Origin of the sequence: Acinetobacter sp. SAAs474 (assembly GCF_032823475.1) — a bacterium.
GTDB lineage: Bacteria > Pseudomonadota > Gammaproteobacteria > Pseudomonadales > Moraxellaceae > Acinetobacter.
Window position 1 is genome coordinate 2,320,964 of record NZ_CP127915.1, and the last position, 24,412, is coordinate 2,345,375.

The 24,412-nt window shown below is 37.8% G+C and carries 39 protein-coding genes; 25 read left to right on the forward strand and 14 right to left on the reverse strand.

Translation table 11 applies throughout. The features are described from left to right. Nucleotides 1-9: 9 nt before the first annotated feature. Complete coding sequence (clpA, locus tag QSG86_RS11720; protein WP_317031657.1) at nucleotides 10-2,295, forward strand: ATP-dependent Clp protease ATP-binding subunit ClpA; 2,286 nt, start codon at nucleotides 10-12, stop codon at nucleotides 2,293-2,295. Between the two features lie 172 nt (nucleotides 2,296-2,467). After that, nucleotides 2,468-2,821, forward strand: coding sequence for a YnfA family protein (locus QSG86_RS11725; protein ID WP_317031658.1), 354 nt, complete (start codon nucleotides 2,468-2,470; stop codon nucleotides 2,819-2,821). Between the two features lie 7 nt (nucleotides 2,822-2,828). Here QSG86_RS11725 and QSG86_RS11730 read toward each other — a convergent pair whose 3' ends face one another. Further along, the gene (locus tag QSG86_RS11730) at nucleotides 2,829-3,350 is read right to left on the reverse strand and encodes a lytic transglycosylase domain-containing protein (protein ID WP_317031659.1); all 522 of its coding nucleotides are present in this window, start codon (nucleotides 3,348-3,350) and stop codon (nucleotides 2,829-2,831) included. 286 nt (nucleotides 3,351-3,636) lie between these two features. Between QSG86_RS11730 and ybaK the strand changes: the two genes are divergently transcribed. After that, entirely contained in the window at nucleotides 3,637-4,104 is a 468-nt protein-coding gene (ybaK, locus tag QSG86_RS11735) for a Cys-tRNA(Pro) deacylase (protein ID WP_317031660.1), read from the forward strand. A 167-nt stretch (nucleotides 4,105-4,271) separates the two neighbouring features. On the opposite strand, the gene QSG86_RS11740 is transcribed toward ybaK, so the two are convergent. Genes QSG86_RS11740 through QSG86_RS11780 form a run of 9 tightly spaced genes read right to left on the reverse strand, consistent with a single transcriptional unit; the run spans nucleotide 4,272 to nucleotide 8,502 of the window. Continuing rightward, nucleotides 4,272-4,472 carry a hypothetical protein gene (locus tag QSG86_RS11740; RefSeq protein ID WP_410487495.1) on the reverse strand — a complete coding sequence of 67 codons (201 nt, stop codon included), beginning with the start codon at nucleotides 4,470-4,472 and terminating at the stop codon, nucleotides 4,272-4,274. 54 nt (nucleotides 4,473-4,526) lie between these two features. After that, a complete protein-coding gene (locus QSG86_RS11745) occupies nucleotides 4,527-5,102 on the reverse strand; it encodes a DUF262 domain-containing protein (RefSeq protein WP_317031662.1) in 576 nt (191 codons plus the stop codon). After that, nucleotides 5,102-5,464 (reverse strand): hypothetical protein, encoded by a 363-nt coding sequence (locus QSG86_RS11750; RefSeq protein WP_317031663.1) that lies wholly within the window; start codon nucleotides 5,462-5,464, stop codon nucleotides 5,102-5,104. The genes QSG86_RS11745 and QSG86_RS11750 overlap by 1 nt, the downstream gene beginning before the upstream one ends. Then, complete coding sequence (locus QSG86_RS11755; RefSeq protein WP_317031664.1) at nucleotides 5,464-5,838, reverse strand: hypothetical protein; 375 nt, start codon at nucleotides 5,836-5,838, stop codon at nucleotides 5,464-5,466. The genes QSG86_RS11750 and QSG86_RS11755 overlap by 1 nt, the downstream gene beginning before the upstream one ends. After that, nucleotides 5,811-6,011: a hypothetical protein gene (locus QSG86_RS11760; RefSeq protein ID WP_317031665.1), complete on the reverse strand. Its 201-nt coding sequence runs from the start codon at nucleotides 6,009-6,011 to the stop codon at nucleotides 5,811-5,813. The genes QSG86_RS11755 and QSG86_RS11760 overlap by 28 nt, the downstream gene beginning before the upstream one ends. Then, nucleotides 6,011-6,154, reverse strand: a complete 144-nt coding sequence (locus QSG86_RS11765) for a hypothetical protein (protein WP_317031666.1) — start codon at nucleotides 6,152-6,154, stop codon at nucleotides 6,011-6,013. Before QSG86_RS11765 ends, QSG86_RS11760 begins: the two co-directional genes overlap by 1 nt. Further along, nucleotides 6,151-7,305 carry a hypothetical protein gene (locus QSG86_RS11770; protein WP_317031667.1) on the reverse strand — a complete coding sequence of 385 codons (1,155 nt, stop codon included), beginning with the start codon at nucleotides 7,303-7,305 and terminating at the stop codon, nucleotides 6,151-6,153. Before QSG86_RS11770 ends, QSG86_RS11765 begins: the two co-directional genes overlap by 4 nt. A 10-nt stretch (nucleotides 7,306-7,315) precedes the next feature. Further along, nucleotides 7,316-8,077, reverse strand: a complete 762-nt coding sequence (locus QSG86_RS11775; protein ID WP_317031668.1) for an ERF family protein — start codon at nucleotides 8,075-8,077, stop codon at nucleotides 7,316-7,318. Next, nucleotides 8,077-8,502, reverse strand: a complete 426-nt coding sequence (locus QSG86_RS11780) for a hypothetical protein (RefSeq protein WP_317031669.1) — start codon at nucleotides 8,500-8,502, stop codon at nucleotides 8,077-8,079. The genes QSG86_RS11775 and QSG86_RS11780 overlap by 1 nt, the downstream gene beginning before the upstream one ends. Nucleotides 8,503-8,704: 202 nt before the next feature. On the opposite strand from QSG86_RS11780, the gene QSG86_RS11785 reads away from it, so the two are divergent. Then, entirely contained in the window at nucleotides 8,705-9,112 is a 408-nt protein-coding gene (locus tag QSG86_RS11785; RefSeq protein WP_317031670.1) for a hypothetical protein, read from the forward strand. Here the strand turns inward: QSG86_RS11785 and QSG86_RS11790 are convergent. The 4 genes from QSG86_RS11790 to QSG86_RS11805 form a co-directional block, all read right to left on the reverse strand. Then, nucleotides 9,099-9,311, reverse strand: coding sequence for a hypothetical protein (locus QSG86_RS11790; protein WP_317031671.1), 213 nt, complete (start codon nucleotides 9,309-9,311; stop codon nucleotides 9,099-9,101). The genes QSG86_RS11785 and QSG86_RS11790 overlap by 14 nt on opposite strands. A 158-nt stretch (nucleotides 9,312-9,469) precedes the next feature. After that, nucleotides 9,470-10,216: a DUF3800 domain-containing protein gene (locus QSG86_RS11795; RefSeq protein ID WP_317031672.1), complete on the reverse strand. Its 747-nt coding sequence runs from the start codon at nucleotides 10,214-10,216 to the stop codon at nucleotides 9,470-9,472. A 60-nt stretch (nucleotides 10,217-10,276) separates the two neighbouring features. After that, nucleotides 10,277-10,579, reverse strand: coding sequence for a hypothetical protein (locus tag QSG86_RS11800; RefSeq protein WP_317031673.1), 303 nt, complete (start codon nucleotides 10,577-10,579; stop codon nucleotides 10,277-10,279). Between the two features lie 30 nt (nucleotides 10,580-10,609). Continuing rightward, nucleotides 10,610-11,269, reverse strand: a complete 660-nt coding sequence (locus QSG86_RS11805; protein ID WP_317031674.1) for an XRE family transcriptional regulator — start codon at nucleotides 11,267-11,269, stop codon at nucleotides 10,610-10,612. A 110-nt stretch (nucleotides 11,270-11,379) separates the two neighbouring features. Here QSG86_RS11805 and QSG86_RS11810 point away from each other — a divergent pair, with 110 nt between their 5' ends. The 21 genes from QSG86_RS11810 (at nucleotide 11,380) to QSG86_RS11910 (ending at nucleotide 24,411) form a co-directional block, all read left to right on the forward strand. Then, nucleotides 11,380-11,580 carry a helix-turn-helix transcriptional regulator gene (locus QSG86_RS11810; protein WP_317031675.1) on the forward strand — a complete coding sequence of 67 codons (201 nt, stop codon included), beginning with the start codon at nucleotides 11,380-11,382 and terminating at the stop codon, nucleotides 11,578-11,580. Nucleotides 11,581-11,590: 10 nt separating this feature from the next. Beyond that, nucleotides 11,591-11,863: a hypothetical protein gene (locus tag QSG86_RS11815; protein WP_317031676.1), complete on the forward strand. Its 273-nt coding sequence runs from the start codon at nucleotides 11,591-11,593 to the stop codon at nucleotides 11,861-11,863. A gap of 49 nt (nucleotides 11,864-11,912) precedes the next feature. Continuing rightward, on the forward strand, nucleotides 11,913-12,074 hold the full coding sequence (locus QSG86_RS11820; RefSeq protein ID WP_317031677.1) for a hypothetical protein: 162 nt from the start codon (nucleotides 11,913-11,915) through the stop codon (nucleotides 12,072-12,074). Beyond that, a complete protein-coding gene (locus tag QSG86_RS11825; RefSeq protein WP_317031678.1) occupies nucleotides 12,071-13,033 on the forward strand; it encodes a helix-turn-helix domain-containing protein in 963 nt (320 codons plus the stop codon). Before QSG86_RS11820 ends, QSG86_RS11825 begins: the two co-directional genes overlap by 4 nt. A gap of 187 nt (nucleotides 13,034-13,220) precedes the next feature. Next, nucleotides 13,221-13,499 (forward strand): hypothetical protein, encoded by a 279-nt coding sequence (locus QSG86_RS11830; protein WP_317031679.1) that lies wholly within the window; start codon nucleotides 13,221-13,223, stop codon nucleotides 13,497-13,499. A gap of 60 nt (nucleotides 13,500-13,559) precedes the next feature. Then, nucleotides 13,560-13,811: a hypothetical protein gene (locus tag QSG86_RS11835; protein ID WP_317031680.1), complete on the forward strand. Its 252-nt coding sequence runs from the start codon at nucleotides 13,560-13,562 to the stop codon at nucleotides 13,809-13,811. Further along, complete coding sequence (locus tag QSG86_RS11840) at nucleotides 13,789-14,190, forward strand: hypothetical protein (RefSeq protein WP_317031681.1); 402 nt, start codon at nucleotides 13,789-13,791, stop codon at nucleotides 14,188-14,190. Before QSG86_RS11835 ends, QSG86_RS11840 begins: the two co-directional genes overlap by 23 nt. A gap of 164 nt (nucleotides 14,191-14,354) precedes the next feature. After that, the gene (locus QSG86_RS11845; protein WP_317031682.1) at nucleotides 14,355-14,831 is read left to right on the forward strand and encodes a hypothetical protein; all 477 of its coding nucleotides are present in this window, start codon (nucleotides 14,355-14,357) and stop codon (nucleotides 14,829-14,831) included. 181 nt (nucleotides 14,832-15,012) lie between these two features. Then, nucleotides 15,013-15,249 carry a hypothetical protein gene (locus tag QSG86_RS11850; RefSeq protein ID WP_317031683.1) on the forward strand — a complete coding sequence of 79 codons (237 nt, stop codon included), beginning with the start codon at nucleotides 15,013-15,015 and terminating at the stop codon, nucleotides 15,247-15,249. A gap of 61 nt (nucleotides 15,250-15,310) precedes the next feature. After that, nucleotides 15,311-15,697, forward strand: coding sequence for a hypothetical protein (locus QSG86_RS11855; RefSeq protein WP_317032569.1), 387 nt, complete (start codon nucleotides 15,311-15,313; stop codon nucleotides 15,695-15,697). A gap of 9 nt (nucleotides 15,698-15,706) precedes the next feature. Continuing rightward, nucleotides 15,707-15,883 carry a hypothetical protein gene (locus QSG86_RS11860; protein ID WP_317031684.1) on the forward strand — a complete coding sequence of 59 codons (177 nt, stop codon included), beginning with the start codon at nucleotides 15,707-15,709 and terminating at the stop codon, nucleotides 15,881-15,883. Beyond that, nucleotides 15,873-16,310, forward strand: a complete 438-nt coding sequence (locus QSG86_RS11865; RefSeq protein ID WP_317031685.1) for a hypothetical protein — start codon at nucleotides 15,873-15,875, stop codon at nucleotides 16,308-16,310. Before QSG86_RS11860 ends, QSG86_RS11865 begins: the two co-directional genes overlap by 11 nt. Continuing rightward, nucleotides 16,270-16,911 carry a putative metallopeptidase gene (locus tag QSG86_RS11870; protein ID WP_317031686.1) on the forward strand — a complete coding sequence of 214 codons (642 nt, stop codon included), beginning with the start codon at nucleotides 16,270-16,272 and terminating at the stop codon, nucleotides 16,909-16,911. Before QSG86_RS11865 ends, QSG86_RS11870 begins: the two co-directional genes overlap by 41 nt. Before the next feature lie 52 nt (nucleotides 16,912-16,963). Continuing rightward, nucleotides 16,964-17,470, forward strand: a complete 507-nt coding sequence (locus QSG86_RS11875) for a DUF2280 domain-containing protein (protein WP_317031687.1) — start codon at nucleotides 16,964-16,966, stop codon at nucleotides 17,468-17,470. After that, nucleotides 17,467-19,125, forward strand: coding sequence for a terminase (locus QSG86_RS11880; protein ID WP_317031688.1), 1,659 nt, complete (start codon nucleotides 17,467-17,469; stop codon nucleotides 19,123-19,125). Before QSG86_RS11875 ends, QSG86_RS11880 begins: the two co-directional genes overlap by 4 nt. 13 nt (nucleotides 19,126-19,138) lie before the next feature. Then, nucleotides 19,139-20,545: a DUF1073 domain-containing protein gene (locus tag QSG86_RS11885; RefSeq protein ID WP_317031689.1), complete on the forward strand. Its 1,407-nt coding sequence runs from the start codon at nucleotides 19,139-19,141 to the stop codon at nucleotides 20,543-20,545. Continuing rightward, complete coding sequence (locus QSG86_RS11890) at nucleotides 20,517-21,206, forward strand: phage minor head protein (protein WP_317032570.1); 690 nt, start codon at nucleotides 20,517-20,519, stop codon at nucleotides 21,204-21,206. The genes QSG86_RS11885 and QSG86_RS11890 overlap by 29 nt, the downstream gene beginning before the upstream one ends. Nucleotides 21,207-21,227: 21 nt before the next feature. Continuing rightward, the gene (locus QSG86_RS11895; RefSeq protein ID WP_317031690.1) at nucleotides 21,228-21,542 is read left to right on the forward strand and encodes a hypothetical protein; all 315 of its coding nucleotides are present in this window, start codon (nucleotides 21,228-21,230) and stop codon (nucleotides 21,540-21,542) included. Between the two features lie 7 nt (nucleotides 21,543-21,549). Next, complete coding sequence (locus QSG86_RS11900) at nucleotides 21,550-22,842, forward strand: DUF2213 domain-containing protein (RefSeq protein ID WP_317031691.1); 1,293 nt, start codon at nucleotides 21,550-21,552, stop codon at nucleotides 22,840-22,842. Nucleotides 22,843-22,844: 2 nt separating this feature from the next. Then, the gene (locus QSG86_RS11905; RefSeq protein WP_317031692.1) at nucleotides 22,845-23,321 is read left to right on the forward strand and encodes a hypothetical protein; all 477 of its coding nucleotides are present in this window, start codon (nucleotides 22,845-22,847) and stop codon (nucleotides 23,319-23,321) included. Between the two features lie 61 nt (nucleotides 23,322-23,382). Then, on the forward strand, nucleotides 23,383-24,411 hold the full coding sequence (locus QSG86_RS11910; RefSeq protein WP_317031693.1) for a DUF2184 domain-containing protein: 1,029 nt from the start codon (nucleotides 23,383-23,385) through the stop codon (nucleotides 24,409-24,411). The last annotated feature ends 1 nt before the right edge of the window (nucleotide 24,412 follow it).

Below are 24,412 nucleotides of genomic sequence, written 5' to 3' on the forward strand. Positions count from 1 at the left end.
GGGGGTTGCATGCTAAGTCGACAATTAGAAGTATCATTACGCTTGGCTGTTAGCATGGCTCGTCAAAAACGGCACGAGTTTTTGACGGTTGAACATTTGTTATTAGCCTTACTTGATAATGATTCAGCAGTAAATGCTTTAAAAGCATGTGGTGCAGATATTATTTTATTACGCAAAGAACTTGAAGATTACGTTGAACAACATACGCCAAAACTGGCTGAAAATAGTGATCAAGCACCTCATCCAACGGAAAGTTTTGATCGTATCTTACAGCGTGCAATTTTTCATGTGCAATCAAGTGGTGGCGATCGTGCGGTTGAAGGTGCAGATATTTTAGTGGCGATGTACTCTGAACGGGATTCATTTGCAATTTATTTATTAAAACGTCATCAAATTAATCGTTTAACTTTAACTCAATATCTTTCTCATGGCTTACATACTAAAGAAGAACAACAAGTTGAAGAGGAAATTGAAGATATAGAAAGTGAGCAGGTATCGTCTTCTAATGCTGGCCCATTAGAACTTTACACAACCAATTTAAATACGGAAGCCAGTAAAGGTAAAACAGATCCACTAATTGGACGAGAAAAAGAAATTGAACGTGCAGCACAAATTTTATGCCGCCGTCGTAAGAATAATCCTCTATTGGTTGGTGATCCAGGTGTAGGAAAAACCTCGATTGCTGAGGGGCTCGCTTGGTTAATCGTGAATGGAAAAGCACCCAAACCACTTGCTGATGCGGTAATCTATAGTTTAGATATTGGTGCCTTAGTCGCAGGTACAAAATATCGTGGTGATTTTGAAAAACGCTTAAAACAATTGTTAAGTACGTTAAAGAAAAAGCCAGAGTCTATTTTATTTATTGATGAAATTCATATGATTATTGGTGCTGGTTCTAGTATGGGCAGTACAATGGATGCATCAAACTTGATTAAACCTGCCTTAGCAAATGGTACTTTACGTTGTATTGGCTCAACCACATTTCAAGAATATCGTCAAGTTTTTGAAAAAGATCATGCATTATCACGCCGTTTTCAAAAAGTGGATATTAACGAACCTTCCATTGCTGAAACGATTGATATTTTACGGGGTCTAAAATCAAAATTTGAAGATTTCCATCATGTAAAATATGATGATCAAGCATTGGTCGCAGCGGTAGAACTTTCGGCAAAGTTTATTAATGATCGTTTTCTACCCGATAAGGCAATTGATGTGATTGATGAGGCTGGAGCACAGCGTCGATTAAAATCTGAGCAACAAGATAGTCTAATTACAGTTGAAAATATTGAAGATATTATTGCTAAAATCGCAAGAATTCCTCCAAAAACAGTTTCTAAAGATGATAAAGCAATTTTATCGAATTTAGAGCGCGATTTAAAACGTGTGGTATTTGGTCAAGATGAGGCGATTGATGCATTATCTTCAGCGATTAAATTATCTCGTGCGGGATTAAAAACACCAGATAAACCTGTGGGAAGTTTTATTTTTGCTGGACCAACTGGTGTAGGTAAAACAGAAGTTACTAAACAGTTAGCCAAGTTTTTAGGGGTTGAACTGATTCGTTTCGATATGTCTGAGTATATGGAGCGTCATGCCGTTTCACGCTTGATCGGGGCACCGCCAGGTTACGTCGGTTTTGATCAAGGTGGATTGTTAACCGATGCGATTCATAAAAATCCTCATTCTGTATTATTACTTGATGAAATTGAAAAAGCACATCCAGATGTGTTTAATTTATTGCTTCAAATTATGGATCATGGTTCATTAACAGATAATAATGGTCGTAAGTCAGATTTTCGTAATGTGATTTTAGTATTAACGACGAATATCGGTGCTGAAAGTATTTCGCGTGTAAGTATTGGTTTTACTGAGCAAGATCATAGTCGTGATAACCAAGAAGCAATGAAAAAAGCATTTTCACCAGAGTTTCGTAATCGTTTAGATGGGATTATTCAGTTCCAGTCGTTGCCAAATAATATTATTGAAAATGTGGTTGATAAATTCTTAACTGAACTACAAGCACAGCTAGATGATAAAAAAGTGGTCTTGGATGTAGATAAACATGCTCGTGCTTGGTTGGCTGAGCAAGGTTATGATCGTTTAATGGGTGCTCGACCAATGCAACGTTTAATTCAAGAGCATTTGAAAAAACCACTGGCAGAAATGATTTTATTTGGCGAATTGGCAGAACATGGTGGCAATGTAGCCGTTTCTGTAAAAACTGAAAAAGGTCAGGTGATTGGGCTTAAACTAGAAGTATTTGAAGATCAAGTTGCAGAGCCTGCAGAAGTATAGTAGTCATTCATGATAAAAAATCACCTATCATATAGGTGATTTTTTTTATCTATAAAATCATTAAGGTATGATGTCATGTGTTTGATCACATATCATTAGCATACGATGATGAATGTATCGATAATGTCATATCGTAAAGTAATTAACCGCAAGTTAACTCAGAGTTTTTATCATGGATATAAATATCACCAAAGTAATGATGACCTTCTTTTTATTTTTCATTACGGCCGTTGCTGAAATATTGGGATGTTATTTTCCGTATTTGATTTTAAACCAAGGAAAAACGCACTGGTTATGGCTACCAACTGTATTGAGCTTGGCTATTTTTGTTTGGTTATTGACACTACATCCTGCGGCATCAGGTAGAATTTATGCAGCTTATGGCGGGATTTATATTTTTACTGCTTTATTATGGCTTAAGTTTGTTGATCAGGTTGCCTTATCTAAGTGGGACCTTATGGGGGGCTGTGTAGTACTATTTGGTGCTGCGATTATTATATTACAACCCCAAGGTCTAATACGCTAATTTAAGATTAAAGTGCGCTTTTTAACTCAGATCTATGCGCTTTGACTTGTTTCGCATATTTTTTTCCTTGTTTTTTCATTTGTCTGTTGGTGTTATACGCTGTTGGCCCTACGTTGTAGTGTGCCAGTGCTTTTTTTAGGCTATTCGCATTATGTTGATATGTATTTAAAATATATGCACCACAATGAATATTAACTGATTCATCAAATAGATCGCCTTGACAAATATTTTGCCAATATTTAGGCATGACTTGAGTCAGACCCACAGCACCAGCAGGTGATACAACTTTGCTGCGATAAGATGATTCCTGTCGAATAAGTGCTGCCAACATTAAAGGATCTAAATCATATTGATCTGCTGTCTCTACAATAAGTGGTGCAATCCGGTCTGCAGTGGAGGGTTGGACGGTATATGCTTTTTGTAATCCAATTGAAAGTTTAGCAGAGCGTTTAGCCACAGATCCTGAACCTAATGGAGCACATCCTGTAATCAGTCCGATAGTGATAACAACCAGACTTATTTTAGCCATAAGAGAATTACATAATTTAAATTTTTTTAAATTCAACAAAATAATCGCCATATTTCACAATAATAAAATTTTATTACCAGTGACTAGTAATGAGGTACTAAATAGTATTCAGACTTTAATCTGAGGTCAATTCATGTTGTATGATTTATTTTTAAATAAACGTTTTTATTGTATGATTTTTTTGCTATTACAAGCAAAATTGATGTGATAGCAACAAAATACTCCAACATAGACCTAGAAAAGTTTTATAATCGAGCTGTTATCCGGCTCTATCTACGATATTCATATGACACCCGCATGTAAAATTTTAAAATCACATAAAATAAGTTTTTCAATTCATGAGTATGAACATGATCCTCATGCCAAAAGTTTTGGTTTAGAAGCTGCTGAAAAGTTAGCTTTATCTGTAGATCTGGTTTTTAAGACTTTAATGCTGAGTGATGATAAAAATTATTTTATTGCGATTTTACCTGTTAACCATCAGCTTAATTTAAAGAAGGTTGCCCAAGCATTTGGCTGTAAGAAACTGCATATGGCAGATCCTAAAGATGCTGAGCGATTGACGGGATATTTAGTTGGTGGAATTAGTCCATTAGGGCAGAAAAAGCGTTTAAAAACAGTTATTCATGCTTCTGCTGCTGACTATGAAAAAATTTATGTGAGTGGTGGGAAACGCGGTTTGGATGTGGGTTTAAATCCTCATGATCTGGCTCAGATTTTATCTGCTCAGTTTGTCGATATTGTGGATGAATAATCTGGTTTTTTGTTGATCAATTTTTCTTATTTTTATTCTTGTTACTCACAATATTACTCACAAAATAATTGCTAAATAAAAAAAGCCACCCGAATTGGTGGCTTTATAATTTTAACTAATTGTGCAAAATTCCCCATCATAAACTTTGATTTAATGATAGGAGTAAGTCAATCTACATCACGTATCACTGATTGAACATATGAATTTAACCAGTAACTTTTCCGACCATCTTTATATGGCTTAGTATAGCGACCATCTCTAATTCGAGCATCAAGCGTTTCAGGTTCGATATTTAATAATCTCGCAAATTCTGCACGACCAACTCGACTTTCATGTTTAGTGAGTAATGCTCGTTTCAAATATTGCATTTCATCAAAAATAGCTTGGAGTAAGTCATTATCACTTTCTTTCATAGATCCCATTCAACTAATCTCCTTTAATTTCACTTCTTTCAGCAGCTCTCGTACCCGATTAATTTCTGATTCAGTGTGATATGTGCCTCCAGCATTAATATCTAAATAAAAACTTAATAAGTCAGCTTTGTTTGCGAAATCATACATTTTTATGACAACAGTTAGATCTCGCAAAATAATTCGTGCTGGTAGTAAGCTATAAGAGATTCCAAAAATATTTAGCTCACCAGCAATAAATTTTCTAATTGCTGTTAGTCGCTGCAATCCATCAATACAAACAACTTGTTCAATCAAGTCACCAGTTATTTTTGTTTCACGCCATGTTGGATTGTTAAATCGAATAGTTAATCCACTTTCATCAACGATGCGTCGAAGCACATTTTCAATGTAATGTACCTGTTGATCTTGAGTCCAAACATGGCCGCGTTGAAAGTCAGGATTTAAGTCAATTCCATATTTCGTATCTTTATTTTCATTTTTGATCCATGTCTCTAAATAACTAAATCCACAATGAAAAGTTCGGATAGGACGTTCAATAGGTTTAATATGGCTATAGAATTGATCCGCTGTCATTTTCACATTCACTATACTTGCTCCTGTGCTTCGATCATGGCTTGTAGCTCTTTCTCAATATGTTTAATTTCAGCAAAACTATCAGCACTATATTGCTTTGCTTCATAAGCATAATCACAAAGTGATTCAATTTTAGATTTCTCAACCAAAACAAACCCTTCAGGCACAGCTACTTTTTGGGCTTTAGCCTCATCCAATTCCTCTAATGTAACTTCAACTAGATTTTGAAAGCTTAAAGATTCACTCTCACTTCCATTTTCTGTATTGTTAATTTTGAATTTGATAGATGAAATATCTACATTTTCGTTTTCAAGTAGCACAATTAAAGATTTAATAACTACTTTTGCGCTAATCATTGTATTTTTAATATCCATCACGCCACCTTTTCCTTAGCCCACCACGCAACTGGACCATCTTCGGTATCATTTATTGAAACTAAAAACCATCCATCACCATTGGGTGAAGTAGGTTGCCAATCTTTGGTGGCATCAATGTCACCGTCACCCCAATATTTATCAGCCAATTCTTCTGAGCAATCCCATTCCATTTCTTTTCGGGATAATGAAATATTGAAATGTTTCAACATTCTTTCATGCTCAGAATATGTCATAAATTCACGACCATTAAGCACTTGGCTTAGGTATTCATCTAAAACTGGATGAACCCAAAATCCATATTCATCACGAATAATCTCAGCAGGTGCTAATTGTTTTATTTCCATCACGCCGCCTTCATTTCTTTTTTGCATTCTTTAACAGCTTCTTTTAGCAAAGTAAGAGCACATGGATCAGGTAGAGAAACACACATTAATAAAATTGACATAGCGTGTTTAGCTTTTTGTGTACCACTGCTCATCATGTGATTCGCAATGTCTCTATCGATACCAGCAAACTGCTCAATTTGAAATTGATTCATTCCCATCACGCTCTCCAAATCGCTTCTTTAAATTTTGCATCAACAATAAGACTGTCAACTTCACTAAAATTCACGTCGTTGAAAACATGTGTCATCTTTGCACCGAATACAGTCAGTATTCGAGTAATGGTTGAGTATTCAAATCTCATGACATGCTCTCCAACTCTTTGCGACGTTTGAGGACACACGCCATTAACTTCGGTTGAATATCAATATGACGACCAGCAACATCAATCTCTAGCGCGTCCAACTCGGTCAGATCCGCTGCGTTCTTAATTTGAACTATTAATGACGGTGGCTCACTCTCAACTTTATTCAATTCATCAAGCTCAACAAGTCTTACATTAATAGCTCTCATCAATGGCTTGCGCTGTTCTTCGGTCCACTGCGTTGTATATTTAACCAATGCATTGGCTTCAGCCGGTGAATTTGCTTCTTTTGCACGTGCAACAAGATCATTAAGACGTTCTTGGTAAATCATATTCTCAGCTTCTTGCTGCAGTTTTCTTAGCTCAACTACTGAAAGTTCACCAGAATCATTTTTAGGTGTATGTTGCTCAGGATCCAATTCAGCTAATTTTTCACTAAAACATGCATTAAGATCATTATGCTCTTTATCACTTAAGGTACCATTCGCTGAAAAAACAGAGCGGATCTTCACTAAAGCTTCGGGTGTCGTTGCTTGCTGAATTTGATACTCAAATGAAGCATAGAGATCATCAATCGTACCTTGCACGACAGTAAGTTTTGGCTCTTCAGTTATTTTTTCACTCAAGCTATCTTCAACAACATCGATAGGGCCTTGCTCAACGATAGTGATTTCAGATTTTGGTCCTTCAGTCTTTTTGCGTGAAGTACGTTTCTTTGGTTCTTTAGGTTCTTCACCTAAGCGCACAACACTCAAATCATTATCAAGTTCGCAACCAAGGATTTTAGATAAAGCTTTTAATTGAAGCTTGGCATTTTCAGCATCACGTTGAACAAAGCCACTGTTTATAGCTTCAATTAATGCGCTAGTTTTGAAATTAACAACACAGATAGAAGGGGAATATGTATTGATAACAAAAACTTCTTGGCCCTCCTGGTATTCATCAAGAGTAAGTGGCTTAGTAAATTCAATACCAGCAACACTGATCATTTCAATCTTGATGCAAAACTCATAACCGGCTTTAGCGAAAATCGTAGCAGGGAACTGATCAATATCATTGAAATCAAGCATTTCACCGATAGCACGGCACATTACATTTTTGCCAGAAAGCATGGCATTAAAAGCTTCTTGAGCAGAGATTAAATTATTCATTGTATTGGCCTTAGTGATGAAGTTGATTTGAATTTTGTTTTTGACTATTGTTGTGCAAAGGATTTGCCCAACCCATTTGATCTGCACGTGCATCACAAGCACGCTGAATCGCTTCACTGTACTCAGTTGGGCCAAATGTATTTATAGCCTTGTCTAAAGTTGCCGGATTTTTTGCAGTAGAGATTGCTTTGAGAGCATCATGAAATCTTTGCTTTAATGTTTTAGGCTGTTGCTGTTGCTGTTGCTGTTGCTGTTGCTGTTGCTGTTGCTGTTGCTGTTGCTGTTGCTGTTGCTGTTGCTGTTGCTGGCCAGCATTACGACTATTATTTCTAGACTGCTGATTATTGTTTGATTTACCATTTATCTGATTGTGATATTCATCAGAGTCATAATCTTTGGTGTCATCGATAAGGAATAGGCCATTTAAAGCATACTTTCTAGCATATGAGCTAGATGCACCAAAGGTTTGAGCGATATCCATACCTTTTTTATTTATATCGATACCAGCATGTGCTGTAGCAATAGTCTCTTTACCTTGGGCATCTGTGAATACAACTTTTGCAGTCACAACCAATGTTGAGCCAATTTCTCTTATTTCATCAGAAATAACTAAGGTAGCGTTATGAGCAGCAAGTAAAGGTTTAACTGCTTCTAATATGTCCTCGCAATTACGATAGTTATATTTACCAAAAGTATTGGTTTTGCTTTTAGGTGCTTTAAGTTCTTGCTGGATAGTAAGAAGTGCGTTAACAACTTGATTATTAGAAGACATTACACAGCCTCCGCTAATTTATTTTTTTCAATGAAATCAGATAGCAATAAGTTGATATTGCGATGATCGTTGTGATCAGTGAAATCGTTATAAGATTTGCCGTTTATATCTGTGATGCTTTCAATTGCAAGATTTGTGATATCAATTGCTGTGTAGTCGGAACCTATAGGCCCATAGCTATCAGGATGTGCATCAAAGTTAAAACTAACTTGAATGCGAAATTCATCAACTTTTATTACTGCGATACCGGTGTTATTTGGGAAAACTTGTAAAGTTTGTACGCCGTAATCAGTCGGTTGACTAATACTGTAGTCAGGCTGATATACAGGTTGTTCGGGAATAGCGAGAGCTGCTAGGCTGCCAAAAGTTACAACGGCGGTAAGTACCATTGCTTTAGGGTTGAAAGGAATTGAGTTTACGTTCATAATTGCCTCGTTGTTAGAAAAAAGCTCCGTTGATTTCTCAGGTCTGTCGGGGCTTTTTTATTGTTGGTGAGATAAATATAGATATTCCGATATTATTAGTCAATAGGTAAAGCGATATTTATATAGAAAAACCGATATTTTTTTAAATTTGCTTTATAATAGACAAAAGAAAACCCACACGGCGTGGGTTAAGGAGTTTGTTATGCATCCAACTAAGTCAGAATTAGAAGATATTCGAGAAATGCTGGTAGATATTCAATTAGCACTAAGCTCAAGTCACAATACTATCACTACAGATGATGTAAGTGCTCAGCCTGATGAAACGCATTGGCGAATTAATCATAAGGAATACTTAGAAAAGACTAATAAAATTGCGGATATTCTAGGTATTAACCTCTGTAGTTCCCCTCGATGTGTTGGTGATACTGAGGGTGAGGTTGCATCGCTTGTACCAACAAAAAATACAGAAGCGGATATTCTTACACAACAGGCTAATGGGTGTCGTCTACTGCAACACATATTGAGTCAAGCTAATCTAAAAAAAGATCAGCTTGATGATATTAAGCTCTATTTAAATCCAAATGAATTTCTAAATTCTAAAAAGAGCTGAGTTTTGGAAGGGGTGGCATAGATGGAGCATTGATAATTTTCGCAAATACACCATAAACGTGTCCACATTGCGAGCAATGAGCGATATTAAACCACGTATCACCTCTTTTTGACTCCTCTACACTATTTGAAGAAACAATATATTTTAAGCCTTGAACTTTGCAATCAGGGCATTTAGGTTCAGCTATATTTTGACTCATTATCTTCTCCACCCGATCTGTTGTAAGGACTGTGTCGGGTTCACAGTTTATTTATTCTTAATTGCATATTGGAATATTTTACGTTACACTGTTACCCATGGATTGGGCATTCCCGGTCGGCAAAGAGCTTTGGTGCAAACATCAAGGCTCTTTGTTTTTTATGAGGGATAAATTTTCAAACCATATCCTAGATAGTTAGAACCAGTGTTAGATCTACCACCTCTGCAATAAAATTTATTTTTTAATATTTCAAATGCCCTATTTTGTTGAGTTGGATTAATCACATATCTACCAATAGGTCTCGCAACAAGATCTGCAAATTGAAGACCAGATGAGTTGGTTTTCTTAGATGCGAAAATTATCTCAAATGGAAATACTTTATTTAGATAATTTCCTGTCGGGTCGCAAATTCTCCTAAAACCTAACTCTAGTTGTGAGTCTTCATTTTTACCACGAGATTCAACAATGATATGAGTTTGCTTCTCGTGCTGACTTTTTTCCTTTAAGAAGAAAAATAGTCGCTCCAAGCAAAACTTCATAGCAACCTCATATGGATTAGCATCTCTATTAATTAGCCTATCTTTTCTGATTACTGCACTAATTAATATGAAGTGATTACGCTCCATAAGCTCATTTAAATCAGTCATTAATAGGTTCATGCGAGTCTTATCAAAGCCTGCAAAATGAGATGTTCTTTTTCTTATATCTCTTTCATGAAGAATAATAATATCGTGACCAAAATGCTTGAACTTTAAATCTTCTACAAATTTAACAATGGTGTTTGTATAGTATTTTTTATGAAAAACACAGAAAGATAAAACAAAAACAGGGAAGTCAGTATCATTGTTGAGCATATCAACACTGCCACTTTCATCCACATAAACAATATAATCACTATAATCCATAGACTTTCACTTGTTGAATTAATATTTATACTCAAACCCCGTAAAGCAGGGCATCCCCAATCAAGACTTAGAATACTTTTCTAAAAACTCATCTACCCATACTTGAGCCGTTTCAAGGTTGGTAATATCTGATAGCTTTAGATTAATGCCTTCTACTTCATTAACGCCCTCAATAATAGCTTCAAAGATATTCAATTCATTGATAGTCTCATTAGCCATTTCCGCAGCGTCATAGCTCTGTTTGGCTTTTTTGAGTGACGCTATTTGCTTGTCAATTCCTGCGCCGATTTTATCCAATGCCAATTTAAATTCTTGACGATTAATTGTTAGCGCCGTTTTAGATTTATTCAGTGTTGCGATCATTTTGGGTTCCTTTTTATGGGGTTATGTTGATTAAGATTTTCTTGTTTTCCTGCGCTTTGATTTGTAGATGTATCGAATACAATCCACAACTTCACCAACAAAATTACAATCCTCATCAAGCTCTATGATATTAGGTTTAAATTCTGGATTAAGTGCTTGTAAATACTTAGAACCATCGGTTTCTATTACTAATTTTTTAAAAGTGGCATCATCAAATTTTCTAACAACAATCATATCGCCAGACTGCATATCACTAAACTGAACACATGGATCCACAAGGATGTAATCACCTTCCTGAAATGTAGGAAAGTTACTTAGCCCTTGAACTTTTAAATAAAAACAATCTTCACACTCTTCTGGTAATGGCAACCATTCTTCAACTTCTGACATATTTACAGACTGAACATTAGTGAATACGCCAGCCTGCACCCAAGATAATACTGGAGCCATCTTAGGGGTAACTACTTCAACATTTGATAAGACATCTTCGCCAATAACTCCTTTTTTGAGTTCTTCGGCTGTCACACCTAATGCAGCTGCAAGTTCCAAAATAGAGCCTGTAGTTTTAGCATTACCTGTCTCAAGATCAGAAATAACAGACTGTTTTACGCCTGACTTTAAAGCTAAATCCTTTTGAGTCATCTTTTTGGCTTTTCGAATTTTTCTAAGATTTTCACCCAAAGTGGTCATAGTTAAGTCCTTAAATAAACTATCGGAATTGTGATACATATTTCAATCGGTTTGGCTATTGCATAAATATCGGAAAACCTATATATTCATTAAAAATATAGGAGACTCTTATGAATAGATGGCAAAAAATGATAGTGGAGCTAAAAGATCATGGTTTCACACAAAAACAAATCGCCGAAAAAATTGGTTGCTCTCAGAACTATGTAAGCAATCTTGAAAATGGCCTATGTGGTAAGCGTCTTGGTTACGACAAAGGGAGGAATCTTGAGAACCTTTGGGTTGAACACACTCAACACGAATATGTTGCATAAAGGAAAAATTATGAGTCTTGAAAAAGAAGATCTTCGTACAAAGCACGATCCTGAAATCATGGATAAGCTCCGTGATATTTCTGCTTATTACGGTATGGAGATGAGTAGACAAGCTGCAATCCTTTTTGAAAAAGCCATTGTTGGTGAGTGGCATATCGTTAATTTAGGGCTTGAACGCATCAAAAGAAATGAGCGGATGAGGGGAATTGTGGTCGGTGATGGGAGTGATGGGGATAGTCGGGTCAAGTTCCCGCTACAAGTTGTAGACAATAAAAAAGCCTGATGTAGAAGATCAGGCTTTTAGGTCATTCATTTAATTAATTAGGAAAAAAATGAACAATCAAATATTAACAGAGATAGAAATTAATCGAAAGATCTATTTCTTTCAAAAAGCTATCGAACAGCATTTTGAAAACAATACGGCGCAAAACTCTCAAGCTGTAGAGAAAGCAAAACGCGAATTGATTGAATTCGCAATGAAGGTGAGACTATGAGTCTTGATGCTACAAACTGGGCTTGGCGTGTCGAGCTTAAGGAAAAACAAGGTGGAGCAAGAAAGGCGCTTAAGCGTCTTATCTTGCTTTCACTAGCAGATCGCGCTGGTGAAGACCATTGCTGTTATCCAAGCATGCAACGCTTGGAAAAAGACACAGGACTTGAGCGTAAAACAGTTTTAAAAATTATTTCTGAGCTATTGGACGATGATTTAATTGCTGATACTGGTGAGCGAAAAGGCGTAACCAAGCGTGTAAAAGTTTATAAATTGAAGGGTGTAAATGGCCGAGAAACAATGCCAGAAACGGCACAATTACAGGATAAAAATTTATCTGAAATAGTACCAACATTGGAACAGTTCCAAAAACGGAATGGTTCCGTTAACGGCATGTTGAATAGTGCCAACAACGGTACTTTGAATAGTGCCGTTATTGGCACACAGAATCTCCCAATAGAATCTACCAATGAATCTAAAAATAAAAAAACTTGGCTTTGCTTAAAAAAACTTCGTGAAGAAATATTTTTTGCAGATGCGAGCATCAATTTTGAAATCATCGTGAATTCAAATTGGCTTGAACGCGAAAGACGTGCATTTGAAATTTACAATGCTGAAAAACCAATGAGTGATGAATTGATGATTTATCACTTCACCGACTGGTTACTCAACGCATATGCGAAATACGAAAAACAAGCCAGTGCAAAATTAAATACTGGCCACAATCAAAATTCTGGTGATCAAGTTAAACCAACTCAACTCTCTGAAAAACAAATCTACGCATTTGCTCAAAAACTTTCACATCATCCTGAATTCTCAGGCAAGTACAGCGAACCAGGTGATTCTTACGAAAAACTGGCAGCAAAAATTGCATTGAAACTTTCAGATCCAGTACAGGCTAAAAAATGGGAATCGTATTTGAAGGAAGTGGGTTTTAACGGCGTACTGGAGGATGTTGCATGAAAAACAAATTAACTCTGACCACTCAACCGAATTGTGTTGTTCACAAGTTTCAGCGTCTAGGCTTCATGTGTTCAGAAACTAACGCTGTGTATGTTCTTGATCAACTTGGGTACCAGTTGTACATGCCGTTGGATGAAGCTGTGCAGTACGGCGAGGTGGTGTCTATTTGTGATTTGGGAGAAGTGGCATGAACACCAAAACAAAACAGCCAAGTACATGTAAGCACTTTAAGAAATTTACATTTGATGATCAGTTGAATATTTTACTTTTTGCTTGCTATGCAACAGAACCGTTTTCTATTCAGGATATTCAAGATGCTGTGATCGATGCACATAAAGCAACGATTCATAGTCAATTGCAGAATTTTGTTGAGCAACGTTACTTGGAAAAAATTGCTGATAACAAGTATCGGGCAACGTTGTATGCAAAAGACATTATGAACGTCAAAGGAGTGCTGATCGCATGACAAATCACGACCAAATTTCTTTAGAAGAAGAATTGTTATTAGAACAGGGGTGGGAAGCGAATGAAAATTGATTTAACAATTGAGCAAATGCGCCAGATTTTAGATGGCGCACCTGAAAGAGCTACCCATTGTTTTTATTATGGGAAAAGCTTTGATTATCGCATCGATTACTACAAGTATTTCTATAACTACTTGCAAATGTGGTTAAGCGATCATGGTTGGTTTCCAGTTCATGAAGACATGATTGAGGGCACTATAAATTTAAATGATATTCGTAGTGCATTAGCAAATGACAACTTACTCACTTGCTGAATACAAAAAACTAGTTAAAACCACACGGCGATCCAAGCGCCGTGTTTCTGCTCCTGGTCATAAAGCGGTTAATGAGTTTGAAGAGAAGTTGGCCAGAGAGCTAAAAGCATTAAATATCGAATTTGAGCGTGAATTTAAATTTCATCAAGCAAGAAAATGGAGAGCTGATTTCTACCTAGTAGGAAAAATGATTTTAATTGAAGTAGAAGGTGGTATTTGGTCAGGTGGTCGGCATACCAGAGGTAATGGCTATTTAGGTGATATGGAAAAGTATAACGCAGCTCAAGAGTTGGGTTATTCAGTAATACGGTTTAGTACTGCACAAGTTAAGTCAGGTATGGCGATTGGTCAGATTGAGAAGATGGTGAATGATGCGTAAGAAAAAACATAAATCATGGTTGTATGTCTTGATATTTATAATATTTCTTGTTGTAGCTTTGACATTAAAAACAATCAACACAATACAGGTCTGTAAAACACAAGATGTCTTCTGGGTAAGTGGTACGCAATACACGTGTGAATGGTTTAAGTGAGGGGAATAGAATGAATGCAGCAGTGACGATTATGCAAGCAGTAGATTGGTCTCGTTTTAGTACTGAGGATTGGTTTAGACAGTTTGGTGCATGGATGAATGGTGATACAGAAACAAAAAAAATGATTTATAAAACTATTCCAACTCGGAAGCTATCACAAAAAGAGCGTGAGGATCTTATTGCTCAGTATATGAGTGATGATAGTTTTAAGGAACCAAAATTACGCCGTGGCGTTGTTTGTCAAATATCTGATAATGAGGCAAGGGCATTTCAGCGTATTATTTTGGATATTCGTCAAATTGACAGTGAACCATTGCAGGACTGGATGGATGCTATATGGCAAGTATGTGTTGAAAATAGAAAATTGCGTGAAGTTGCAGAAATATATGAAACATCAACTATTCAAATTAGGCAGGATATGAAATGTGCTTTAGCTTTTTTAGCTGGCAGATATCCCAATTTAAAATCAGAACTTCTTCAAAAGTAGTTGCTTGTGTACACAGGTTATGGCATATTTGTGTTATAAGTGGTCGAAGTGTTATTAAAGCACTTTGATTAATTAAGAAGCTCGCCAAATGGTGGGCTTTTTTATTTCATATAGGATATAAATTGAAATTTTATTATTGGTGGATTACTGTTTAATCTGGTTATTTAATTAGGATTAATAGATGGCATTTCAAACTCAAGTTCATATAAATATGCGATCAGGTAAGCAGAATATGCATATGGCAGGTTATTTTGCAGACAATGTTGCGCACAATGCTTATATCGAATCAAGCAGAATTACTAATGGAGATGGTGCAATAGATAAGGATGAGGTTATACGGATTCTTTTAGCTAAACATCCTGTTGGAACTGAAATACTTTTACTTTCTATTTCTAATCTTGGATTGCAAGAAAGCTAATTCATTAATATTAAAACAAAATCCCTTTTGAGGGGTTTTATTTTTTAGAGAAATTAAAACAATTAAAAAATGTCTTTTAGCTGCTGGTTTAATGTGTGTAGTAGCAATGGTTGGTTGCGCTCGTGATGCGCAGGTAGCATCTAAGAATCTGTCTTACGCAGCAGATAATTTTGAACTAGATCGTCGAGTTGTTTTTTATAATGGAATTACTGGCGATTATATTTTAACTATTGAGGGTAAGTGCTCATTTGAACCAGTTGGTGAGCGTAAAGTTGATGTGACTTGTAAAACTGGCCCATCTGAATTTAAAAAGCATTCACTGGGTATTTCAGATAATGTTACTTATTTCTCAGAGCAGTTATCTGCTAAGGGTGTGAGTACGTATCACTATAAAGTTGCATTTAAACCACAAGCAATTATCCCTGATGTTGATTTAAAAATTAATTAAAGGTGCACCATGGTCGATCGTGTAGAAATAAACAAAAATATTAAAACACTGTCAGATGAGATTGAAAAATGGCAGAACTTGTCACGTGGTTTAATGACACGTGACGAAATGATTGTGATTGATGGAAAAATCACGGCGTTTAAGAATCGGATTAAGAATTTGCGCGTAATGCTCAATGGAAATTAATCAATACAAACAACTCACCAAAAAATCAGAAATCAAAAGAAAACCCAGAACCAAACCACTACCTAAAGCCACTCAGAAATATTTAGAAGCTGAAGAAACTTTATTTCAAGAACTAGAAGAAAACCTTATTGGTTATCGCCGTAAATTTCAATTTGAATCAACCAGAAATTGGCGATTTGATTTTTATATTGTGAAGCTAAATCTTCTTATTGAAATCGTTGGCAGTCCTTGGGCTGTTGGTCGTGGTGGTAAGAAAATAGCAAACTCTTTCAATAAATATGATTTAGCTGAAGACATGGGTTATAGGATTGAGCGTTTTGATCCACATGCTATTGAGTCAGGACAAGTGATTCGTTGGATTACGGCGCAATTAGAGAGATTAGACGATGGAACAGATCAGACCATTCCCACCGACGGATCTAATTGATCAAGCCGAGGAAGAAGAAGCAATACGACTTGCACCCGCCGTGGAATTGAAAGAATGGGTGATTAAAAACTTTCTAACCATTGGTGGCCAGCTCCACAATCCTGATCATGATCATATCTCCGAGCTACTTCATGACGATGAAACATTCCTAGCATTCGCATGGGCATCATCTGCCGCCGTTGCTAAAAAGAGAATGGTATTGGGCCAATGTGAAAAAGTGATGTTTAACCAAGGCGGATGGAAGAAGGCACGACAAGAACAACAGATGCGTGATTGGTTTGGTTTTGTACCTGTCTATTTAATTACGATCGATGCCACATTTTGTGAACAGGCCAATGATCGTGATTTTTGCGCCCTTATCGAACATGAGCTTTACCACATTGGTGTAGAACGTGACGAAGATGGCGAAGCGCTTTATAGCGACATGACCGGTCTACCTAAACACTATTTGGCTGGTCACGATGTCGAAGAGTTCTACGGCGTAGTTAGACGTTGGGGTGCAAACGAAAGCGTGAAGCGTCTAGTTGAAATAACAAAGAATGCGCCGTTTGTATCTGAAAGAAATATAGCAGCTTGTTGTGGGACGTGCTTAATAGGTTAGTTTCAAATTTTTTTGCCCACTTACCTTGATGTACCTTGATGGATGGTGAGTTATGGCAAGACTGAAAAAAATAGAAAAAATCTTTATTATTCGGTGTCTTGCACAGTTTATGACGCCTACTGAAGTAGTTAAGGACATCAAGGAAAAATTTAACATTGATGTAACACCTCAACAGGTTGAGACATATGATCCAACCAAGGTGGCTGGTGCTGATCTATCCCAAGAATTTATAGACTTATTTAACGAAGCGCGTAAAGAGTATTTAGCACAGCCGATACACAACATCATAGGTGCTAATGATTTAGTCCAGTTACAAATTCTTAGTGACCTTTTAATGAATAAAAAAGGTAATGTGGTTTTAGCAATTAAATTAATTGATCAAATTCAAAAAATTGTGAAAGGCCATTACGAGAAGAAAATAGAAATTACAGGTAAAGATGGTGGTGCAATAAAAACTGAAAATGAGCACATAAATAAGCCGCCAATGCTCACACCTGATGAACTCGCAAAACTCACCCCTCAAGAGCTTTCACGTTTAGCGATTAATGGAAAGTTATGACTTATGCATTAGATGAAATAGCGCCGTTAATTAAAGAATGGACCATTAATACACGCCTACCTGAAATTATTGCTGAAATGACACGGCGTTATTATTACAAGGCAGTCATTGAGCAAAACGATTTAAGCCAACAGGCAGAATTATATAAATGCAAGAATGATCCGATTCACTGGTTTAATCACTGGATCTGGACCTATGATCCACGCGGTATGCCGTTTGGTTTACCAGCAAATCTTCCTTTTGTGCTTCGACCTAAACAAGTTGAATTGGTGGACTGGTTGCTTGAGCGTGAGAGTACTCAGACGCATGGTTTAATTGAAAAGAGCCGTGATGAAGGTATGTCATACGTTGTATTAGGATTTTATTTGCATCGTTGGTTGTTTGTTGAAGGCTTTGCAGGTGGTGTTGGAAGCCGTAAAGAGGAACTTGTAGATAAAAAGGGAGATCCTAAAACGCTACTTCATAAGTTCCGCGACATGTTCAGCAAAATGCCTGACTGGATGAAGCCTGAAAAGTTTGTGGAGAAAATCCACGATAACTACATGCGCATTATTAATCCTGACAACGGCGCAACCATTACTGGTGAGGCTGGTGACAATATTGGTCGTGGTGGACGTACTACAATGTATTTTCTTGATGAATGGGCATTCGTAGAGCGTCAAGAAGCCGTAGATGCTGCAATGTCACAAAATACTAACGTGCATATTAAAGGTTCTACACCGAATGGTATTGGTGATCGTTTTCACCAGGATAGATTTAGCGGTCGTTACGCCGTGTTTACCATGCCTTGGCGCGCTAATCCAGATAAAAACTGGACTGTGGAATATAACGGAAAAGTTATTCATCCATGGTATGAAAAACAGTTAGCCACATTGGATGATGTGGTATTAGCTCAAGAGATTGATATTAACTATGCGGCATCGGTCGAAGGCGTATTAATTCCTAGTGCATGGATTCAAGCTGCTATTGATGCGCATATCAAACTCGGTATTGAACCAACTGGTGATCGTATTGCAGGTCTAGATGTTGCTGATGAGGGTAAGGATAAAAACTCATATGCGGCTCGTCATGGCATAGTACTGAATTATCTAGAAACATGGTCTGGTAAAGGCGACGACATATTCGGGACCACACAAAAGGCTATGGACCTAAGCATAGATCAATCAATAGATACGCTTTATTACGATGCTGATGGCTTAGGCGCTGGATGCCGTGGTGATGCACGTGTCATTAATGAACAGCAACGAGAGAAAGGATTGCCTGAGGTTGTTGTTGAATCCTTCCGAGGATCTGGATCTGTATGTGAGCCTGATGATCAAATGGTTGAAGGTCGATTTAATAAAGACTTTTTCGCAAATCTTAAGGCTCAATCATGGTGGTGGTTGCGTATGCGATTCCAAGAGACATTTAGAGCAATTGAAGGGCGCGATTACGATCCTGATATGCTTATCTCATTATCCAGTGAGCATATAGATTCAAAAGAACTGGCATTACTTACTACCGAGCTATCACAGCCCACATATACAAAGAATGGCACAGGCAAGATTCTAATCAATAAACAGCCTGATGGCACGGCGTCACCAAACCGTGCAGATAGCGTCATGATCTGCTTTAACCCTCAAATCTCAAGTCTGAGTATTTGGAATAAGCTTTAATTCGGGAAATCAAATGGGATTATTAAAATTTACTGCGGATAGTTTTCAAAACTTCGCGGCCCGAGTTGGCTTGGGCGCTGGAAATCAGCATGATCAATCAACATACGGTTTTAACTTTACAAGTCGAGATCGTTTAAAGCTCGAAGCGATGTATCGTAGTTCGTGGGTTATTGGTCAAGTTGTTGATGTTGTTGCTGAGGATATGACACGCGAGGGTATCACCTTACGTGGAATGGATAGCCCTGAAGATGTTGAAGAAATCAACCAAGAGTTAGATCGACTTGAGATCTGGGACAATCTAAGCGACACCATTAAATGGTCACGTTTATACGGCGGTGCTATCGCCGTGATGCTTATCGATGGACAGAATGTCAGTACGCCTTTAAATGTGAATACCGTAGGTAAAGATCAATTTAAAGGACTATTGGTTTTAGATCGCTGGATGGTACTACCTGACTTGCAGGATTTGGTCACTGAATATGGTCCTGATTATGGTAAGCCAAAGTTTTATGATGTGATTACTGATTCAGTTGGATTGTGTAACCAACGTATTCACTATAGCCGTGTTATTCGTATGGATGGTGTGAGTCTACCGTATTGGCAAAAAATTGCTGAAAACCTTTGGGGGCAGTCCGTTGTTGAGCGTTTAGAAGATCGTTTAACGATTTTTGATAGTGCTACCTTGGGTGCAGGTCAATTGGTTTATAAGGCTCATTTACGGACTTATAAAGTAAAAGGTTTGCGTAAGATTATTGGCATGGGTGGTAGTACTTATAATGCTTTAGTTAAGCAGATCCAGCAAATCAGAATGTGGCAGTCCAATGAGGGTATGACTCTCATGGATGATGAAGATACATTTGAAACACACCAATATAGCTTTACAGGTCTGGATAGTTTGTTATTGCAGTTTGGCCAACAGATCGCCGGTGCAACTCAGATTCCCTTAGTTCGCTTATTTGGTCAGTCTCCAGCAGGTTTAAATGCCACTGGCGAGTCAGATTTATCTAACTACTATGACAATATCAATCAACAACAAGAACGGCGTTTACGTACACCGTTGCATACGTTGTTGGCAGTTGTTTCATTGTCTGTGCTTGGTAAGCCACTACCTAAGACATTTAAGTTTGACTTTGCATCACTGTGGCAAATGGATGATGAAAAGAAAGCCTCTATTGCTGAGAAAGTAACTAATGCCGTGACATCTGCAGAAGAGTCAGGATTAATTAGTCGCAAAACAGCACTTAAAGAATTACGTCAATCTGCTGAAATTACGGGTATTTGGTCAAATATTTCTGATGAGGAAATTGATGATGCTGATGATGATCCACCAAGGCCACGCGGAGAAATAAACGATGAAACAGAATCGAATGAATCCGAAACTGGCCAGAAAGATGGAGATCAGATACAGCCAGCAGCTTAGAAAAGTTGCTGGTTATGTTGATACGATTGTTAAAGGTTTTGATGTAAATGATCCGCAGTCATGGCCTTTGATTCGCGCATCCTTGAATGAATACGGTAATACGCTTCACTTCTGGGCTGAGAATGCTGCAGGGAGAATCCTGACTGATGTTGCATTACGTGACGAAAAGACTTGGCTGATTTATGCACAGGACTTATCACGTGGCGTAAGGGATCAGATCAGAAATACTGATATTGGCGCCGTGTATCAGCAATTACTTAATGAGCAAGTGGGTTTAATTAAGTCACTTCCACTTAATGCAGCGCAGCGGATTCATGATTTATCAACACGTGCGCTCATCGATGGAAATCGGGCAAGTGATATTGCTGGATTGATTATGGCTACTGGTCAGGTTGCTAAAGGTCGAGCGAATACTATTGCACGTACTGAAGTAAGTCGAGCGACAAGTGTATTTACACAAGCACGTGCACAAAACTTGGGTTCTGATGGGTATATATGGCGTACTAGTGAAGATCTTGATGTGCGTACAAGTCATAAAGCTATGAATGGGAAATTTGTCTATTGGAATAAACCGCCAACTTTGGATAATTTAACAGGTCATGCGGGCTGTTTGCCGAATTGTCGTTGTTACCCTGAACCTGTAATACCAGAAGATTTTTAGCCACCAATAGGTGGTTTTTTAATGTCTAAGGAAAAAATTATGGATCTTCCTCAACCATCTTTAGTTGGCGTGCTTTCTTTCATATCTGGATGGTTACTAGGTGGGATCATTTATAGATTTATTAAAAATAAAGTTAAAAACCGACCTATTAATCAAAGAGTGATTCTTATCACTAATGGAAAAGTTATGAATATTCAAGAAGCGAGATTAAAGCTAGTTCAGCAATCTATCGACAAGAACATACCTGCTGAACTCATACCTAAAATCGTAGAGCCATTAGCTCAATATATTTGCAAAGGTGTGTATTTAAAAGATTCACCACCAAAAAAACCATAGGTGAACCATGTTTAAAAAGAAACCTAAATCAAAGGCTACAGTAGATCGATCGAATTTCTACACCACTGGTCAGATTGGCCGTACACGAGAAACTACACCAGAGGGCTATTTACTTTGCCGTGATGTGCCAATCGCACGGATTGGTAAGCTGATCTATGGCGATGGTGAGGTGCCAGTCACGGCGGACAGCACTGGATTAATCATTATCGAACGTGATGAAGATGTTTTATTTGACCCACGTACGATCGCAAGTTTTGAAGGTAAGCCAGTAACGGATGATCATCCTGACGATTGGGTAAATCCTGATAACTGGAAAGAATTGTCAAAAGGGTCTGCAAATAATGTTCGCCGTGGTGAAGATATTGATTCTGATTGCTTAGTTGCAGATCTACTCATTACCGATAAAGACATGATCGATGCTGTCATGGCGGACAAGGTTGAAATCTCTTTAGGGTATGACGCTGACTATACCGAGATCAGTGTGGGAAAAGGGATTCAAACAAATATTTTTGGAAATCACATCGCAGTTGTTGATAAAGGGCGTTGTGGGTCACGTTGTAAAATTGGAGATAGTTTCATGCCGAAACCAAATAAAGGCTGGTTAGATCGCTTGCGCAAAGCAAAACGTACAATTGATGAGGCTTTGGAAGAAGCTAAAAACACTGAGGATTCGGAAGAAGAAACCGAAGACGAGGATGAAGAAGAAACCAGTACAAAAACTGGTGATGCTAAATTTCAAAAAGAAATGCGTCAGTTTATGAAAACAATAGATTCTCGCATGTCAGCCTTGGAAAAGAAAAAAACCAAAGACTCGGATGATCCTGAAAAGAAAACCGAAGATGATGACGATGAAGAAACTGAAACAAAAGACGACATCTTGGGTGCTGAAAAGGCAGAAAAACTATCTGAAGAAGGTGTGCAAAATCATACTGGTGATTCACTTAAAGCTGTTTTATCTCGTGCTGAAATTTTAGCACCAGGTATTAAGCTACCAACGACTGATAGTGCCAATAATGGTAAAGCAGTACTTACCGCAAAACGTATGGCGCTTAAACAAGCATATGCTACGGCGGACGGACAAAAAGCAATTGCGCCGTTTATTGGTGGTCAAACTGATTTTGATGCTATGCCTGCTTACACAGTAGACGCAGCGTTTATTGGTGCATCCGAATTAATCAAACAACAGAACAACACAAAAGGTGTTCGTTCTGGAATTAAAACAAGTGATTTCGGTCGTGCACCTGCCACACCTGCTGAAATCAATGCACGTAACCGTGAATTTTGGAATAAAGGGAAATAAGCATGAGTAATGCAATTTTATATCGTATGCCTTCAGGCATTCCTGGTGATGTGAGCCGTAAATCACACTCAACGATTGAAGCTCATATTTTAAATGGGAAATTAGGTGCGTTCGGCATCTTTTGCAAACTAGATGAAAAAGGACTTGTACCGTTAGAAGCAGATGATACTGAAGTTTATGGTTTAATTGTTCGTTCATATCCAACACAGTCCGCCGTGAATGGTTTAGGCGCTGCAGTACCACAAGAAAATATCATTCATGATGTTCTAGTACGTGGCTATATGACAGTGAAATGTAATACTGGTACTGCGAAAAAAGCAGGTAAGGTATTTGTCCGTGTTGGTGCTGGTACCGATCTTAAGCCGATTGGGGGTATTGAAGCTGTAGCAGATGGTGTGAATACAGTTGAATTAAAAAATGCCAAGTTCATGCATGAAGCAGATGCTCAAGGCAATGTAGAAATCTCTTATAACATTTAAATTATTTTTGACGTAAATCACGGCGCTATATGCGTCTTTTTTTACGCCTAAGGAAAACTATATGAGTAAATTACTCTTAGCTACAACCATGGCACAAGCGGTCGCAATGGGGAATCCAATCCGCGCGCGTACACGTGACAACGGTATTGGAATGATGACATTTGATGCACGCACAGTGGATAGCACAGGTGCATTCTTGCTTGGTGAATTAGAACGCCTAGATCAAACGATGCATGACCCACTTGCGAATATCACTTGGGGGCGCGACATTGATTTACGTTCTGATGTATCAATTGCTGATGAAACCTCGTCTTTTACCAACTCAACTTTTGCTGCTGCGGGTGGCCCATCGGGTAGTGGTAAAGCATGGGTGGGGAAAAATACAGATGCAATCACAAGTATTGCACTTGATATTGGTAAGACTGCACAACCGTTGACGCTTTGGGCTACTCAGATTGGGTGGACTATTCCAGAACTTGAATCCGCTAAAGCTGTGGGTCGTCCAGTCGATTCTCAAAAGTATGCAGGCTTATTACTTAAGCATCAAATGGATACTGATGAGCAGGTCTACATTGGTGATGAAGTAATTGGCGTTGAGGGCTTGCTTAACTCGTCCAAAGTTGGTGCAACTAATGTTAATAAAAATTGGAAGTTGGCTACACCACAAGAAATCCTAGATGATGTAAATCTAATTTTAAATAATGCTTGGATAGCATCAGCCTATGCTGTGTGTCCTGATAAATTGCTATTACCACCAGTTCAGTTTGGATTGTTAACAACACGTGTTGTTAGTGAAGCAGGTAATATTTCAATTCTTGAATTCCTGAAATTGAATAGCTTATCTAATTCAGTAAATGGCCGTCCGTTAGATATTCAACCTTCAAAGTGGTGTGTTAAACGTGGTGTAGGTGATACCGATCGCATGATGTGCTATACACAATCTGAAAACCGCGTACGTTTCCCGATGGTGCCTTTACAACGCACGCCGATTGAATATCGTGATTTACGCCAACTGACTACCTACTTTGGTCGTTTAGGTGCTGTGGAATGGGTTTACCCTGAAACTGCTTATTATGCTGACGGTCTATAAG